This is a genomic window from Paenibacillus sp. SEL1, assembly GCF_054602535.1.
Genome location: NZ_CM137723.1, coordinates 2,025,001 through 2,040,088 on the forward strand (window position 1 = coordinate 2,025,001; position 15,088 = coordinate 2,040,088).

Annotated in this window: 15 protein-coding genes, 2 rRNA genes and 1 riboswitch (1 of these 18 cut by a window edge); of the genes, 15 read left to right on the plus strand and 2 right to left on the minus strand. The window is 45.6% G+C overall.

The window, feature by feature from the left end; translation table 11 throughout:
• The 3 genes from ACYCSE_RS09330 to ACYCSE_RS09340 form a co-directional block, all read left to right on the plus strand.
• Nucleotides 1-1,699, plus strand: a 23S ribosomal RNA gene (locus ACYCSE_RS09330); it begins 1,229 nt to the left of the window's first position.
• 76 nt (nt 1,700-1,775) lie between these two features.
• Nucleotides 1,776-1,892 (plus strand): 5S ribosomal RNA (rrf, locus tag ACYCSE_RS09335).
• A 234-nt stretch (nt 1,893-2,126) separates the two neighbouring features.
• Nucleotides 2,127-2,546 (plus strand): hypothetical protein, encoded by a 420-nt coding sequence (locus tag ACYCSE_RS09340; protein WP_013308104.1) that lies wholly within the window; start codon nt 2,127-2,129, stop codon nt 2,544-2,546.
• Nucleotides 2,547-2,920: 374 nt separating this feature from the next.
• On the opposite strand, the gene ACYCSE_RS09345 is transcribed toward ACYCSE_RS09340, so the two are convergent.
• Nucleotides 2,921-3,448: a hypothetical protein gene (locus ACYCSE_RS09345; protein WP_061831832.1), complete on the minus strand. Its 528-nt coding sequence runs from the start codon at nt 3,446-3,448 to the stop codon at nt 2,921-2,923.
• 400 nt (nt 3,449-3,848) lie between these two features.
• Here ACYCSE_RS09345 and ACYCSE_RS09350 point away from each other — a divergent pair, with 400 nt between their 5' ends.
• The 10 genes from ACYCSE_RS09350 (at nt 3,849) to rsmI (ending at nt 11,780) form a co-directional block, all read left to right on the plus strand.
• A complete protein-coding gene (locus ACYCSE_RS09350; RefSeq protein ID WP_023986422.1) occupies nt 3,849-4,034 on the plus strand; it encodes a sigma factor G inhibitor Gin in 186 nt (61 codons plus the stop codon).
• A 144-nt stretch (nt 4,035-4,178) separates the two neighbouring features.
• The gene (locus tag ACYCSE_RS09355; protein WP_459702106.1) at nt 4,179-5,762 is read left to right on the plus strand and encodes an aminotransferase class I/II-fold pyridoxal phosphate-dependent enzyme; all 1,584 of its coding nucleotides are present in this window, start codon (nt 4,179-4,181) and stop codon (nt 5,760-5,762) included.
• A 103-nt stretch (nt 5,763-5,865) separates the two neighbouring features.
• Nucleotides 5,866-6,513: a dTMP kinase gene (gene tmk / locus ACYCSE_RS09360; RefSeq protein WP_348621089.1), complete on the plus strand. Its 648-nt coding sequence runs from the start codon at nt 5,866-5,868 to the stop codon at nt 6,511-6,513.
• Between the two features lie 74 nt (nt 6,514-6,587).
• Nucleotides 6,588-6,917, plus strand: a complete 330-nt coding sequence (locus tag ACYCSE_RS09365) for a cyclic-di-AMP receptor (protein WP_007427998.1) — start codon at nt 6,588-6,590, stop codon at nt 6,915-6,917.
• Between the two features lie 197 nt (nt 6,918-7,114).
• A complete protein-coding gene (locus tag ACYCSE_RS09370; protein WP_013308108.1) occupies nt 7,115-7,558 on the plus strand; it encodes a YaaR family protein in 444 nt (147 codons plus the stop codon).
• Nucleotides 7,559-7,719: 161 nt separating this feature from the next.
• Nucleotides 7,720-8,715: a DNA polymerase III subunit delta' gene (gene holB / locus ACYCSE_RS09375; protein WP_023986424.1), complete on the plus strand. Its 996-nt coding sequence runs from the start codon at nt 7,720-7,722 to the stop codon at nt 8,713-8,715.
• A 138-nt stretch (nt 8,716-8,853) separates the two neighbouring features.
• Nucleotides 8,854-9,654, plus strand: a complete 801-nt coding sequence (locus tag ACYCSE_RS09380) for a PSP1 domain-containing protein (protein WP_013308110.1) — start codon at nt 8,854-8,856, stop codon at nt 9,652-9,654.
• Between the two features lie 27 nt (nt 9,655-9,681).
• Nucleotides 9,682-10,056: a DNA replication initiation control protein YabA gene (yabA, locus tag ACYCSE_RS09385; protein ID WP_025722558.1), complete on the plus strand. Its 375-nt coding sequence runs from the start codon at nt 9,682-9,684 to the stop codon at nt 10,054-10,056.
• A 90-nt stretch (nt 10,057-10,146) separates the two neighbouring features.
• Complete coding sequence (locus ACYCSE_RS09390; protein WP_254327482.1) at nt 10,147-10,902, plus strand: tRNA1(Val) (adenine(37)-N6)-methyltransferase; 756 nt, start codon at nt 10,147-10,149, stop codon at nt 10,900-10,902.
• Nucleotides 10,899-11,780, plus strand: a complete 882-nt coding sequence (gene rsmI, locus ACYCSE_RS09395; RefSeq protein WP_459702107.1) for a 16S rRNA (cytidine(1402)-2'-O)-methyltransferase — start codon at nt 10,899-10,901, stop codon at nt 11,778-11,780. The genes ACYCSE_RS09390 and rsmI overlap by 4 nt, the downstream gene beginning before the upstream one ends.
• Before the next feature lie 124 nt (nt 11,781-11,904).
• On the opposite strand, the gene ACYCSE_RS09400 is transcribed toward rsmI, so the two are convergent.
• The gene (locus ACYCSE_RS09400) at nt 11,905-12,159 is read right to left on the minus strand and encodes an AbrB/MazE/SpoVT family DNA-binding domain-containing protein (RefSeq protein ID WP_007428005.1); all 255 of its coding nucleotides are present in this window, start codon (nt 12,157-12,159) and stop codon (nt 11,905-11,907) included.
• Between the two features lie 331 nt (nt 12,160-12,490).
• Here ACYCSE_RS09400 and ACYCSE_RS09405 point away from each other — a divergent pair, with 331 nt between their 5' ends.
• Nucleotides 12,491-13,774 carry an HD domain-containing protein gene (locus tag ACYCSE_RS09405; RefSeq protein ID WP_459702108.1) on the plus strand — a complete coding sequence of 428 codons (1,284 nt, stop codon included), beginning with the start codon at nt 12,491-12,493 and terminating at the stop codon, nt 13,772-13,774.
• Between the two features lie 42 nt (nt 13,775-13,816).
• Nucleotides 13,817-14,587, plus strand: coding sequence for a TatD family hydrolase (locus tag ACYCSE_RS09410; protein ID WP_013308115.1), 771 nt, complete (start codon nt 13,817-13,819; stop codon nt 14,585-14,587).
• Between the two features lie 201 nt (nt 14,588-14,788).
• Nucleotides 14,789-15,071: riboswitch (cyclic di-AMP (ydaO/yuaA leader) on the plus strand.
• The last annotated feature ends 17 nt before the right edge of the window (nt 15,072-15,088 follow it).

Genomic DNA, 15,088 nt, shown 5'->3' on the forward strand with positions numbered 1-15,088 from the left:
GGTAGGGGAGCGTTGAATGCGGGTTGAAGGTGTACCGTAAGGAGCGCTGGACTGCATTCAAGTGAGAATGCCGGTATGAGTAACGAAAAGATCTGTGAGAATCAGATCCGCCGAAAGCCTAAGGGTTCCTGAGGAAGGTTCGTCCGCTCAGGGTAAGTCGGGACCTAAGGCGAGGCCGATAGGCGTAGTCGAAGGACAACAGGTCGAAATTCCTGTACCACCGTAATCCGTTATGAGCGATGGGGTGACGCAGTAGGGTAGTGACGCGGACTGATGGATGTCCGTCTAAGCAGTGAGGCTGATGTGTAGGCAAATCCGCACATCGTTAAGGCTGGGCTGTGATGGGGAGCGAAAATTGTAGTAGCGAAGGTCATGATCTCAGACTGCCAAGAAAAGCCTCTAGCCAGGAGAAGGTGCCCGTACCGCAAACCGACACAGGTAGGCGAGAAGAGAATTCTAAGGCGCGCGGAAGAACTCTCGTTAAGGAACTCGGCAAAATGACCCCGTAACTTCGGGAGAAGGGGTGCCTCGGTAGGGTGAATAGCCCGAGGGGGCCGCAGTGAAAAGGCCCAAGCGACTGTTTAGCAAAAACACAGGTCTGTGCGAAGCCGCAAGGCGAAGTATACGGGCTGACGCCTGCCCGGTGCTGGAAGGTTAAGGGGAGTGGTAAGCTCGCAAGAGCGAAGCTATGAACCGAAGCCCCAGTAAACGGCGGCCGTAACTATAACGGTCCTAAGGTAGCGAAATTCCTTGTCAGGTAAATTCTGACCCGCACGAATGGCGTAACGACTTGGGCGCTGTCTCAACGAGAGATCCGGTGAAATTTTAATACCTGTGAAGATGCAGGTTACCCGCGACAAGACGGAAAGACCCCATGGAGCTTTACTGCAGCTTGATATTGAATTTGGGTACGATCTGTACAGGATAGGTGGGAGCCGTAGAACTTTGAGCGCCAGCTTGAGAGGAGGCATCCTTGGGATACCACCCTGATCGTATCTAGGTTCTAACTTGGTACCGTAAACCGGTACGAGGACAGTGTCAGGTGGGCAGTTTGACTGGGGCGGTCGCCTCCTAAAGAGTAACGGAGGCGCCCCAAGGTTCCCTCAGAATGGTTGGAAATCATTCGAAGAGTGCAAAGGCAGAAGGGAGCTTGACTGCGAGACCTACAAGTCGAGCAGGGACGAAAGTCGGGCTTAGTGATCCGGTGGTACCGCATGGAAGGGCCATCGCTCAACGGATAAAAGCTACCCTGGGGATAACAGGCTTATCTCCCCCAAGAGTCCACATCGACGGGGAGGTTTGGCACCTCGATGTCGGCTCATCGCATCCTGGGGCTGAAGTAGGTCCCAAGGGTTGGGCTGTTCGCCCATTAAAGCGGTACGCGAGCTGGGTTCAGAACGTCGTGAGACAGTTCGGTCCCTATCTGTCGTGGGCGTAGGAAATTTGAGAGGAGCTGTCCTTAGTACGAGAGGACCGGGATGGACGTACCGCTGGTGTACCAGTTGTTCCGCCAGGAGCACCGCTGGGTAGCTATGTACGGAAGGGATAAGCGCTGAAAGCATCTAAGCGTGAAGCCCCCCTCAAGATGAGATTTCCCAATTAGTAAGACCCCTTGAAGACGACGAGGTAGATAGGTTGGGGGTGGAAGTGCAGTAATGCATGGAGCTGACCAATACTAATCGGTCGAGGGCTTATCCTAAGATAAGACGCAATGAGTTTCGGATCCAGTTTTCAGGGTGTAACCTTGAATGTAGAATTTACGATGTAAATTCATGTTTGGTGGCGATAGCGGAGGGGTTCCACACGTACCCATCCCGAACACGACCGTTAAGCCCTCCAGCGCCGATGGTACTTGGACCGCAGGGTCCTGGGAGAGTAGGACGTCGCCAAGCAAAAAGTAAAGAGAATCATGATCTCGTTGAGATTATGATTCTTTTTTTGCATATACGTATATTTTAGAAATATCCTTACAAAAGGAAGGTAACATTTTTGTTACGGAATGTAGGAGTAAACCCTGTATAATATAGGTATTGAATCCCATACACACACGCTGCATTATTGCAGAATTATGCAAACTCCATCATAGGATTTTGTATAGTCAATCAGGCTGGTAAGGAGGGAAGATCATGCGGCGAAATAAATGGCTTGCTCTATTGGTGCTATTCAGTGTCGCTGTCGCGATTCTTACCGGGTGCGTGGAAGAGGAGCCTTCTTGGACATCGTTTGAGGGTGCTGCCAACGAGAAGACGTTTCCGGTTCCTAAAGAAGCTAGTAAAACCGATCGGGCCAGCAGTAATTCGGACATGGACTATGTTCGCTATGCACTGCCAGCGTTGAAGGAAAGTGATAGTCTACCTGCTCCTTATTTAGAAGAGATTGCAGCTTGGGGCTGGACTGAGGAACCGAATTTATCCACCTCGAATCAGAAGGTGTTTCAGAAAAATAAGCATATGGTGCATTTGTCTGTGCATGATGGTTCTTTTACTGTATTGGTTCCAAAAGACAGAAAGGCTGTTGTGAAGAGCAAAAGCGTGGATCTTAATTAGGGACACGGTTTCCAACCGAGTAAGCAGCATAGGATTTATTGTAGATCATATTTATAGTAAACTCATAGCGTATTGTATGCTGTGTATAATGAAGAATGAAGAGATCGGATATGGGGAAGCACTCAGAACTGCCGTTGAGTAGGGAGTGGCTTACTTTTATATATTTGCATGTTGATCAAATGCTCTACATGAATAACAAGGATAACGATGAGGAAAATTTACTTGATAAGAGAATGAAGCGATTTTAATTGTTAAGTTACAAAAAAAGGAGTAACCGTTTGAGGTTGCTCCTTTTTTTATTGCTTCAGTCTAGATCGTTGATAGGTTAGTTCAGACCTGAGTTTTCTATCAGTACGGATAATGAGTGGTTAAATTTACTGTTGATAATATGAGGCATCTTCATCGGTGAACTTTAACATGCCATCTTTTCTCTCGCCGGTAAGCCGACTGAGGATGTATAGACGCGGTGCAATAAGCCATAGATGCCAGAAGAGTAAGGATACAGTAAAGGCTGGTGGAGACCAGAGAATGAATACGGCTGATAAGCAGATACCGATCCAGAGGGTATGTATGTGCACACGGCGAAAGATGCTATAGCCTATGTACTGGTCTGTCATATAGCCTAGCCAAGGTAATTTACGGTGGAATGCCCAGCGTTTGCGGAAGGATGTTCCGCCACCGATGTATAGGACAGATCGTGAGATTACGAAGTGTACCCATAAGGTTAGGAAAAAGGCAAGAGCAAACAAAAACACGCTAGTCCAGGAAAAGGCAAGAAGCAGAAAGAGAAGCATAATAACAGGCAGTGTGATATGACTCCATATTAGTTGACGCGGTATACTGATTTTTTTAATGAGCTTGTAGTGATAGTAGGTAGCTTTGGTTCCGGTTTCCTCTGTCATGCGAACAGTCCTTTCATTAATCTACTGCATCACAAGTGGCTTCCCGTCCACAGCCGGAAAAAGGGACGGTACTTCGCTCATGCCGCTTTAAATAAGCATTTAATCGTTTTTGTAGAAGTACAGAATGATCGACATCCGGTGTTAGCTAGCCTACTCTATAATTACTGGAAAAGCTATCACTGATGAAGTGTTCAAGGGCTCCGATGAAAGGGTATCCATACATAAGAGCTTTTCTTATTATATCGGCATAGACGGCTGTTTTTTAAACATACGGGGTACAAACACCATAATGGCCCAGATGGAATATATATAGAGTATATCGTCGAACTGGGCTATGAAAAGGTTTAAAATAGTAGAAAGTGCCCCATACTAATAGTAAAAGAAACAAGGTGGGATGGATATGCATGATCAAGGCGGCCACCGCTGTATTATATGCGGGCAGCACAAGCATGAAGGCATTTTTATCGTTTCCGAGTTTATCTGTGATACGTGTGAAGCTGAAATGGTGCACACGGATGCAACTGATGCCAAATATCATTTTTTTATTGATCAACTAAAGCAAATCTGGGTACAGAAAAATGCATAATATCCTTTGCTAATTAGTCTTTGAAGGATTGGCATTCCAAGGTCTGTCGATACGGGCCTTTTTTTCTGTGAGTAAAAGTAGGATTCCGCTTGATTTTACGATAAAATAAGGTAGATATAAAGCTTTGTTTGGAAGGATTGCAGGATGATGAGGAAAAAGGCGGTACATGCACCATTAATGGAAGCTCTAATACGTTACCGGACTCAGGGCAATGCTTCTTTCCATGTACCCGGTCATAAAAATGGACAAGTATATGAGCATGAAAATATTGCATCTCTGTTGCAAGAAGTGATGTCTATTGATGCGACAGAAATTACTGGACTGGATGATTTGCATCACCCAGAAGATGTGATTCATGAAGGGCAAGAGCTGGCTGCAAAGTGCTTTGGTGCTGAAGAAAGCTTTTGGCTAATTGGAGGAAGCACGGTCGGTAATTTGGCTATGATTTTAACTGTATGTACGGAGCCGGGAGATCTACTGCTGGTACAGAGAAATGTACACAAATCTGTCCTGAACGGTCTCATGCTGTCAGGGGCTAATGCGGTATTCCTAGATCCGGAAATAGATACACTAAGCGGGCTGGCGGTTGCCCCAACGACGGATACAATAAAAGCTGCACTGAAGGCCTATCCTTCGGCTAAAGGGGTGTTACTTACACTACCTAATTACTATGGGATGGGGCATGACCTGAAGGCAACGGCTAAGGCCTGTCATGCAGCCCATGTGCCGCTATTGATAGATGAGGCACATGGTGCCCATTATGGGCTGCATCCTCGTTTGCCAGCCTCTGCGCTATCCTGCGGGGCTGATGTAGTCGTCCAGTCGACACATAAAATGCTTCCAGCCATGACCATGGGGGCCATGTTACATGTGCAGGGAGAGAGAATCCATCGGGAACTGCTTCGTCAGCGTTTGGCGATGGTGCAAAGCTCTAGCCCTTCTTATCCGTTAATGGCTTCACTGGATTTGGCAAGATGGTATATAGAGGCGTATGGAACAGATGCTTTTACAGTGGGCTTAGCGGCGGCAGATGCTTTTAGAAAGGGCCTGGAGCAGCTCCCACGCTTTCGCTTGCTAGAACCTACACAGCAGGCACTAGAGGGAGAATACGCTCACAGGGGAATCTCTGAGGTCCTAGAAAGGGCTGATGAGGGAATAAGCGGATATTCAACCCAGGATCCTTTTAAATTGGTGCTGTATGATACATGGGGTATACTGGATGGGTTTGGACTCAAGCATGAGTTGGAGACTTACGGATGTGTTCCAGAGATGAGCGACGAAAAACATGTTGTTTTATTGTTTACGTTAGGCTCTACGGCTAAGGATGCGAGTCACCTGTTGCAGGCTCTTGTGCATATAGATAACGATATAAGATTTAAGGAGACGGCTGGTGAGCCGGGGTCAACGGAAAAAGAGCAGCAAAGATTCGAATTAGATTTTTCCACGTGGAACAATGATAGAATGAAGGGATACTCTAGTCCGGTGCCGTTTGGGCTTCGACCGATTAGCCCGGATCAGATGGAGACCGTGCCTGTAGACGAATCCGCTGGCAGGGTAGCGGCTGAAATGATTATCCCGTATCCTCCAGGTATTCCACTGCTATATGCAGGAGAAACGATCACAGAAGCGGTTGCATTGCGGATGAGTCGTCTACGTGAGCTGGGAGCCAAGTGGCACGGGGTAGCAGATGAAAGTATGCTTACAATTCGGGTATTCCGTTTACAATAAAGATTAGATACTAGAGACTTAACAAATACAGAAGACTGAATAAAAGAAGCATACGTAGCCTATGGGTGACTTTTATTTTTCAGGCAGGAAAGCAGGGAATAACATGAATCGGAAAGGCATTTTTATCACACTGGAGGGGGGAGACGGCTCCGGTAAAACAACTATGATTCAACGGCTGGCGAAGTTTATGGAGAGAGAAGGCTATCCAGTCATCACGACGAGGGAGCCGGGTGGCATCGAAATTTCCGAAAAGATTCGTTCTATCATTTTGGACCCTGCTCATACCAGTATGGATGCTCGAACAGAGGCACTTTTATACGCGGCGGCGCGGCGTCAGCATTTGGTGGAGAAGGTAAAGCCGGCTATTGAACAGGGAGCTATCGTATTATGTGATCGTTTTGTGGATAGTAGCTTGGTCTATCAAGGATTTGCAAGAGGGATCGGAATTGAAGAGGTAGCTTCAATTAATCGCTTCGCAGTGGATGATTGGGAGCCGGATGCCACATTTTATCTGGATATTGAGCCCGAATTGGGATTGGCAAGAATTAATGCGTCACGAGGAGCAGAAATGGACCGCCTCGACATGGAGAGTATATCGTTTCACCATAAGGTGCGAGAGGCATATTTGGAGTTGGCTCGCAAATTTCCGGAGCGAATTACAATTGTTGATGCATCTCCGGCGCCAGAGCAGGTGGAGCAAGTATTGAAGGATTTGCTGAAAAAGCGGTTTGTTCAGAATTTTAGCATATAATTGTCGAAGGTTATACGGTAAAATTGAGCTAGGGACAAGGTTGTCTCTAATATGACTTGAAGGAGGAATACAGGATGAAGCTGATTATTGCGATTGTACAGGATAAGGACAGTAACAGATTATCCAGCGGACTGGTGAAAGCTAATTTCCGTGCTACTAAATTGGCGAGCACAGGAGGATTTCTGCGTGCTGGTAATACGACATTTATGATCGGTGTTGATGACAATCAGGTGGACTCATTAATGAACGTCATTCGCAGCAGTTGCAAGGTTCGTGAACAGCTGGTCACACCCGTTACCCCTATGAGCGGGACGACGGATTCCTATTTACCGTTGCCTGTTGAAGTCCAGGTGGGTGGAGCGACGGTATTCGTGATGCCTGTAGACCGTTTCGAGCATTTCTGAATCTACACAATAGGGCCTATTCTGCCGATATGATAGGGGAATCGCCTGTATCTTCTCACATGATGAGAGTGAGGGCAGATCCACTAAAACGGCAGCGCTACAGCGCAGTCCCCGGAAAGCCGAAGAAACCCTGAGTTCTAGATTGAACTGTTCATGAAGGGGGAAAGTGGAAGCATCCGGGGAGAAAGCAGGTTTATATGAAAATAAATCCGGGCTATCGCCCTTTACAAAGTACATTGTCTACAAATGAAATGAGTGCAAAGCCAATTCAGCCCAAGAGCTTCTCCGACGTTATGCAGCAAAATGGGGAGCAAGCTTCGCAGGAGGAATTGAATCGGCGCTTTAAGGAAATACAAATGCAGGGAGATCGTCTTGCACGTTCAATGACGATTCGTGAGCTGAAGGCCTATAAGATGTTGGTTAAACGGTTTTTGGAAGATACCGTTCGGCGAGGCGTGTCCATGAAGGACACGAAGGGCTGGGATCGCCGGGGACGCAGCAAACGTTATAAGCTGATAGATGAAGTGGATGAGCTGTTGCTCAAAATGGCGGATGAGCTGCTCGAAACCGAGCAAGGCAAGATTGAGCTTTTGCAAGGGGTCGGTGAGATCAGAGGATTGCTAATTAATCTCTCATTTTAATGCAGACTTATGTTATAAATGAATACAGACGGGCTGTTGCCACGAAGAAATAATCTGCTTGCTGATCATGCTGGCAGATTATTTTTGACTATGTACATGCCTGGAAGAACAACGATTTGCCGATGGATCACAGTTGTTTTCAGTGGAGAAAGTGAGGAAATATGTCTTTTCAACATATAATGGGCCAGGATGTAGCCAAAAAAATGCTGCAGAGTGCACTACGGAATCATACAGTCAACCATGCCTATGTTTTTAGCGGGCCGCCGGGAAGCGGGCAGATGAACATGGCGCAGATCTTTGCTAAGGCTTTATTTTGTGAGCGACAGACGGATGATGCATGCGGGGAGTGTTTGTCATGCCGCAAGGTAGAGCACGGGAATCATCCAGATTTGCATATTGTAGAGCCGGATGGAGCTACGATTAAAATTGATCAGATTCGTGGGCTTCAACGTATATTTTCTTACAAATCTGAAAGCTCCAATCCGAAGGTATATATCATTCGGCAGGCGGATACCATGACAGTGCAAGCTGCTAATAGCCTACTTAAATTTCTGGAGGAGCCCCAGATTCCAGTGGTCGGCATACTCATTTCTGAAAATGGACAGGCGTTGCTGCCTACGATTCAATCACGGACGCAGCAGGTTCCTTTCCACGCTTTACAGCCGGAGGTGATGATGCAGGCATTAATTGGGGAAGGCTATACAGCAGGGCTTGTCCGGTCGGTCGTTCATATTGCTTCAGGACTGGAATCATGTAGAGAAATTCTCCAGCAGAATTGGTTTGCAGAAATTAGAAACGTAGTGTTACAATTAGTGAAGGAGTCCATGAGTCGGGGGAGCTCGTCTATTATTCTGGCTCAACAGAAGATTTTTAAAACTGGACTTTCTGAACACCTGGATATTCTGTTTCATCTGTTTCATTTGTGGTTTAAGGATATGCTTCATTTCCGTTACGGAAGGCACGAAAGCATTGTTTTCATAGATCATTTGGAGTCCGTCTCCAAATTGGCAATCACCCGCAGCACGGAACAATGGGTCTCTTATATGGATTTGGCCGCGAATTGCAGGAAGAAGCTCCGTTTTCACGTCAACGGGCAATTATGCGTGGAGCAGCTTCTGATTGGGTTGTCCGATACAAGCGGTTCTATCACCGGCTAACAGGAAGGCGCGCTTGTTCCACTCTGCACAATCCGCGACGCCAGGTTCCCGGTTTGTGCGACAGTGAGACTTCAATTGCGGCCATTCGTACAATGTCGGCTTCAAATGAGGTTTAGTGGCATACAAGGGGGTTAATTTTTGTATAGTGTAGTGGGTGTCCGTTTCAAGAAGGCGGGCAAGACTTATTATTTTGATCCGCTGGATCTTCCAGTGGAGAAAGAAAACTGCGTCATTGTAGAGACCGCGCGCGGTATTGAATATGGCAAGGTTGTAGTGGGCAAAAAAGAGGTAAATGATTCGGATGTTGTCCTGCCCTTAAAAAAAGTCATTCGTATTGCTGGGGATGATGACGCTCTTGTTGTAGAAGAGAATAAATTGGCGGCCAAGGATGCATTCGGCACGTGTTTAAATAAAATTAAAGACCATGGCCTTAAAATGAAGCTGGTAGATGTAGAATTTACATTTGACCGAAATAAGATCATTTTTTATTTTACGGCAGAGGGTCGGGTGGATTTTCGAGAGCTTGTAAAGGACTTGGCCAGTATTTTTCGTACACGGATCGAGCTGCGGCAGATCGGCGTACGGGATGAGGCTAAAATGCTTGGCGGAATCGGACCTTGTGGACGTATTCTGTGTTGCTCCTCATGGCTGGGGGATTTTGAGCCGGTATCTATTAAGATGGCGAAGGATCAGAGTTTGTCGCTGAATCCGACGAAGATTTCCGGGTTGTGCGGGAGATTGATGTGCTGTCTCAAGTTTGAACATGATAACTACGAAAGCATGCGAGAAGAGCTACCTCAGGTGGGTAAGATGGTTATCACCTCTTTGGGAGAAGGTAAAGTCGTAGGTGTGAATGCAGGTCATCGCACGGTGCATGTTCAACTATTTGAGATCAGTAAGGTCAAGGAACTTCCAATGGACGATGTAGTCGTCAAGTAAACCATTAGGTTGCTTCGGGGTGGAAACTTGGATAAATTAAATGTTTTTGCGCGTATTCACGAAATGGAAACCCAAATGGGACAGTTGCATAGCGATCTGGGTGAATTGAAACTGGCAGTAAAAGAGCTGCTGGAGGAAAATCAACGACTAACGATTGAAAACGAACAGGTGCGCAAGATGCTCAAACGTGAAACCTCTGGAGAAGAAAAGACGGCAAACAAGCCGAAGCTTCCTCCTCCGATCGTCATTAAGGATGAAGGGCAAACGGGTGAGGTCGTGGGCGAAGGCTACGACAATCTAGCGAGGCTGTATCATGAAGGATTTCATATATGCAACGTGTATTACGGACATTTGCGAACGGAAGGCGATTGCCTCTTCTGTCTGTCATTTTTGAATAAATAAAAACAAGCCGTAGGAGCAAGATGCCTACGGCTTTTTTGTAAGGAAGTATGAGTGAAAAGCGATTTTGGTTATAAAAGATGGGAGAGCACTATGTACGAAAATGAAAAGAAGTCTGAACGAATTGATGATCTGCTTTCACATAATTTGCGCATTATCCAAAGTGATGAAGTATTCAGTTTCTCAATGGACGCGGTGTTGCTGGCACGTTTTGCCGGTATTCCGCAGCGTGGAAAGATTTTGGATCTGTGTACTGGCAATGGGGTTGTCCCGCTGTTGCTAACGACACGAACAAAGGCGTCTATTGAAGGAATTGAGATTCAACCACGTTTGGCAGATATGGCTAGACGTAGTGTCAGCTTGAATGGATTAGAAGCAGCAATTCAGATTCGGGAAGGGGACCTACGTGAGCTGGTTCACACCACGGGACATGGTGTTTATGATGCGATTACCGTGAATCCCCCCTATATGCCGCTAAATGGTAGCGATATCAAGCTGAATCCTCACCAAGCAATTGCCCGTCATGAAGTGAACTGCACACTCGAAGAAGTCATTCAGGCATCCACCCGGCTTGTACGTAATGGGGGAAAGGTATCTATGGTTCATCGCCCGCAGCGGCTGGGTGAGATTATAACCTTGATGCGTAAACATAGTTTGGAACCCAAACGAATACGTTTTGTTCACCCAAGAGTTCATATGGAAGCCAATATGGTCCTAGTTGAAGCATTACGTGACGGTAAACCGGAGGTTCGTTTGTTGCCTCCGCTCATTGTATATCAGGAAAATGGGAATTATACTCAGGAAATAAGAGATATCTATGGAGAAGTAAGCAAGGGGGATTCTGTGTGAAAGCAGCTGTACAAAAAAGCTTTAGTACCAGCGAAGAAGAACGGGGAAAGTTGTATCTTGTTGCGACACCTATTGGAAATCTGGACGATATGACCTTTAGGGCGATTAACACCTTAAAATCATGTAGTATTATCGCTGCTGAAGATACACGGCAGACACGCAAACTGCTCACTCATTTCGAAATTACACCGGATATGCTCTTCAGTTATCATGAACATAATAAGGCTGCCAGTGGGCCTGAACTGATACGTTATATAATAGAAGGAAAAAATTTGGCACTGGTTAGCGATGCAGGTCTACCAGCCATTTCTGACCCTGGTTCGGATCTGGTCAAACTGGCACTGGAAGCGGAGATTAGCGTCATTCCTATCCCAGGAGCAAATGCGGCACTATCGGCTTTAATTGCCTCAGGACTGGATACAGAAAGGTTCACCTTCGCTGGCTTTCCACCACGGGAGAAAAAGGACCTAGAGAAGCTGTTGCTATCGTTTCAGGTATCTCACGGCACAATTATTTTTTATGAATCGCCTCATCGTATTGTGAAGACATTGATGGTGTTGAAGGAAACATTAGGTTCACGCAAAGTGGTGCTTGCGCGTGAGCTGACCAAGCTGCATGAGGAATGGGTGCGGGGAACCGTGGAGCAATGCCTTGCTAAACTAGAGGAGAATCCGCCGATTGGTGAATATTGTCTGGTGGTTGAAGGGAAAGACGAAGAGGAAGAGGAACAGGAACGTCAGGCATGGTGGCAGTCTTTATCTTTGCAGTCCCACGTCGCACATTATGAGGCAGAGGGACTCACACGCAAGGATGCAATGAAGCGTACAGCCACAGATCGTTCAATCTCCAAGAGAGATGTTTACAACGCACTCTTATGAATATCTGCCTAAACAAAAAAGGGCCTTCCAACGGTTGGGTTCAAACCGTGGAAGGCAACAAGGAGTATATATGAAAAAGGTTAGAATTAACAATATCTGATAAGTCTATTATATACTAAAATTCTCAGTTTGTCACAGGTGTTGGGATTTCAGAAATGCAATCTTGGCAAACAATTTTTCCTTTGAAGTAAATTACGTTCTCAGCATTGCCGCAGAAGATACAAGCTGGCTCGTATTTTTTAAGCATGATGCGTTCGCCATCAACATAAATTTCCAAAGCGTCTTTCTCTCCGATTCCCAGGGTACGGCGCAATTCGATTGGAATAACAACACGTCCGAGCTCGTCAACTTTTCTTACAATACCAGTGGATTTCATCATAATAAGTCAGGCTCCTCTCGCCGTTTAAAATAATATAAGTGTCATGATTCGACAAAATTTTCTCTTTTCTGATATTTACTATACCAACGATTCCCAAAACAGTCAACCTTAAAAATGTAGTAACAGTCTGATTATGCAAAAGTATTTAGATTAAAGAGCTTTACTTGTGTGTATTGCCTTATCTCATTGATGATTTATTCAGTTTGTCGATTTGGAAATGTCGAAAAACTATAATTCGACATATTACGACAAAGAATGTCGAATGAGGGAAACCATTTAGGATTTTATTGTATTTTAATCCATTATTCCGAATATTAAAGGAGCTGATATCTTGCACCAGCCACTTAGTGAAGAAAAAGTTTTTAAAGACCCGGTACATAATTACATCCATGTTCAGGATACTGTGATATGGCGGTTAATCAACACGCCGGAGTTCCAACGTTTACGGCGAATACGGCAGTTAGGAACGTCGTATCTTACGTTTCATGGAGCGGAGCATAGCCGGTTTTCACACTCATTGGGCGTATATGAGATTACGAGAAGTATTATTTCTCAATTTGAACGTGGAGATTTCCCGGATTGGCCGAAGGAGGAAAGGCTGGTTGCTCTGTGTGCAGCTCTATTGCATGATGTGGGGCACGGCCCATTTTCTCATTCAATTGAGGAAGCCTTTCATATGAACCATGAGGATTGGACATGCCGCATTGTACTGGGAGACACGGAGATCAACGCCGTGCTACAGCAAGTCGACGAGAAGCTTCCACAAAAGGTGGCTGCGGTTATAGCCAAAACGTATGATAAACCGATTGTTGTCAACCTGGTAACCAGTCCACTAGATGCCGATCGTATGGATTATTTGTTGCGGGATGCTCACTCGACAGGTGTCAACTACGGCACGATTGATTTGGATCGTATTTTACGACTGCTGCGTCCTCATAATGGGAGAATTGTTGTGAAGGAATCAGGTATGCATGCAGTAGAAGATTATTTAATGTCACGCTACCAGATGTATTGGCAAATTTATTTTCATCCTGTAACACGCAGCTCGGAAATCCTTTTACGTAAAATTTTCAAGCGAGCAAAGGAATTGTTTAAAAACGGATATGAGTTTGGATTTCTGCTGAACCCGTTGCCGGATCTGTTGAAGGGAGATCTTACAGTAGAGCAATATCTGATGCTCGACGAGTCATTAATCCAGACCGTATTTAGCCAGTGGAAACGAGAAAAGGACGAGATTTTAAGTGATTTGAGCAGCCGGTTTATGGACCGTAGATTGTATAAATATGTAGAGATTGAAAATATGGATACAGATACCATTGACAGTATTCGAGAAGCTTTGAAAGAGGCTGGTTTGCACCCTGAATATGATTTTGAAATTGATTTTCCGACAGATCTTCCTTATGATGTGTTTCGGCAGGGTGGCTCGACGGACAACCAGATTTTACTGCTTGGACGTCAGGGCGAGGTGAGTGAAATATCCGAAGTTTCGGAAATTGTGCGCTCAATAAGTGGTATTCACCGAGGGAAATATCATATGTATTTTCCCCAGAATAAATTGAACGCGGTAAAAGACAGGATTCCTGCCGAAATAAGGAATTATTTTGTCAAAGAATAGACAACTATATAGAAATGTAAGTAAAAAAAGGAGATGTAAACCTTGGATTTATTCGACACTCATACTCACTTGGATGCGCCACAATTTGACGAAGATCGTGAAGAAGTTATAGCACGTGCTGTCGAATCAGGAGTAACGCGGATGATCAATATCGGATTTAATCGTGAGACCATTCCATCCACCATGAAATTGGCCGAGACGTATGATTTTATTTATGCGGCAGTTGGATGGCACCCACAGGATGCTATTACAATGCAGGAGGGCGATCTAGAATGGATTGCATCGTTATGCAGTCATAAAAAGGTTGTAGCCATCGGGGAGATCGGTCTGGATTATTATTGGGATACATCACCGAAGGATGTGCAGCATCGGGTGTTTCGAAATCAAATTGGTCTGGCTCGTGAGCTCAAGATGCCTATTGTTATTCATAACCGGGATGCACATGAAGATATTGTTAAGATTTTGCGCGAGGAAAAAGCGAGTGAGATTGGTGGAGTCATGCACTCCTTTTCGGGTAGCTGGGAGACAGCCAAAATGGTGCTGGATATGGGATTTCACCTTTCCTTCGGTGGTCCAATAACGTTCAAAAATGCCAAGCAGCCAAAAGAGGTGCTCGCACAGGTGCCGCTGGACCGTCTGCTCATTGAAACTGATGCTCCCTATCTGACGCCTCATCCGTTTCGTGGGAAGCGAAATGAGTCTGCACATGTGAGACTGGTAGCAGAGGCTGCAGCCCAAATCAAAGGGATTACAGTGGAGGAATTAGTGTCAATAACGACCCGAAATGCCCTGGAACGATTTGACATTCAATGAAAAAGTGAAGAAATCGATCAAAATAAAGAGATAGACGAAGCTAATCATGAATTTGTTGCAGGAAACTCGAGAATATTACAATATTTTAACCGAATATTTTAAAAAATGTACTTGAAACCTGCTTTACAACATGCATAGAAACAGGATATCATCTTTTCAGTGAATTGTTGTTTGAATGTAAACATCAACAAGTCATTTCATGAACCAGTCTCGCTGAGTCCCTTTTACAGGGAACGGGGGAACCGATATGGCTTACAGTACGTCCGGCGTATGTGCAAGAAGGGAACGTCTCTTCCGCCAGCCGGCTCGACCTAAATTCTTTTCCCGGATGGGATTGAACAGGTGGAGGAGCCGTATTTCGATTTCTTTCTGGGTCTTCGGGGTGAATGTGAAGGCGACCGCCATGAGCGGTTGACCCAAGCTAGGGCGACTCTCTACGTCCGAACCCGACAGCTAACCCCGTAAGCGTAACAAGAGAGAAGCCATCTCGTGCATGAGTTT